At 50.7% G+C, this 827-nt stretch carries 1 protein-coding gene; it reads left to right on the top strand.

Features of this window, described 5'->3' with window-relative positions; translation table 11 throughout:
* Window positions 1-142 precede the first annotated feature (142 nt).
* Window positions 143-827: AlbA family DNA-binding domain-containing protein (locus FN369_RS00725; protein WP_178087580.1), on the top strand; the 685-nt coding region annotated here is incomplete at its 3' end.

Below are 827 nucleotides of genomic sequence, written 5' to 3' on the forward strand. Positions count from 1 at the left end.
GCATTTCCGAAGAAAGATCACCCTCCTTTTTCAGAGCAGCCTCAAAGTCAGGCGTTTCTGCCAAAAACGTGGGTTTTCTAGGTTGACAGCACTCTTTGACAGGCCCAAACTGATACTAATGTGCTAGCCGTTCTGCGGTACGATGACCTTCCGGAAACCCGACAACTTAGTGGAGCTTTTACAGAACCCGCCCCACGAAAACTTTAACATTGAGTACAAAGAAGGGATTTCTCTGAAAGAAAACGAGCGGAAGGCTAAAGTTGTAAAAACGTGCCTTGCGCTTCGCAATGCAGACGGAGGGCTTTTAATCATCGGGTTTAACAACGATGCGACTCCCGTTGCTTATCCATGGGAGGAAAGTGTTCAAAATGTTTACCACCCGGACAAACTGCAAGAGCTAGTTTCACAATACGCTGACCCCCTCTTCGAAATTACGGTGGAATTCCCAGCCCTTCAAGGCCAACAGTATCCGGTGATCTACGTTCCAGGGGGAATTCGTACGCCAGTCGTTGCGAGGAAACCCATGTCAGGCAGTGACGGCAAACTCCTAGTCCGACAAAAGGCAGTCTATGTTCGGACTCTGGTTAATGGGAAGGTTGGCACCACTGAGCCCCAGAACCACCAAGACTGGGATCGCCTTATGGAAATTTGCTTGGAAAACCGAGAAGCAGATTTCGGCAGGGTGCTTCGGCGACACCTGGAACCGGAAAGCCTCCGGAGTGCGTATGCAGAGGTCAAGAAAATTCTAGATGAGGAAAGAGCTAGCCCTCCGCCCGCCGAAAACCTTCTAGACGAAGGAGCCCGTAGATATGAAGCCGCCGCTTCGC

It is taken from the genome of Methylacidimicrobium cyclopophantes (assembly GCF_902143385.2).
Classification (GTDB): domain Bacteria; phylum Verrucomicrobiota; class Verrucomicrobiia; order Methylacidiphilales; family Methylacidiphilaceae; genus Methylacidimicrobium; species Methylacidimicrobium cyclopophantes.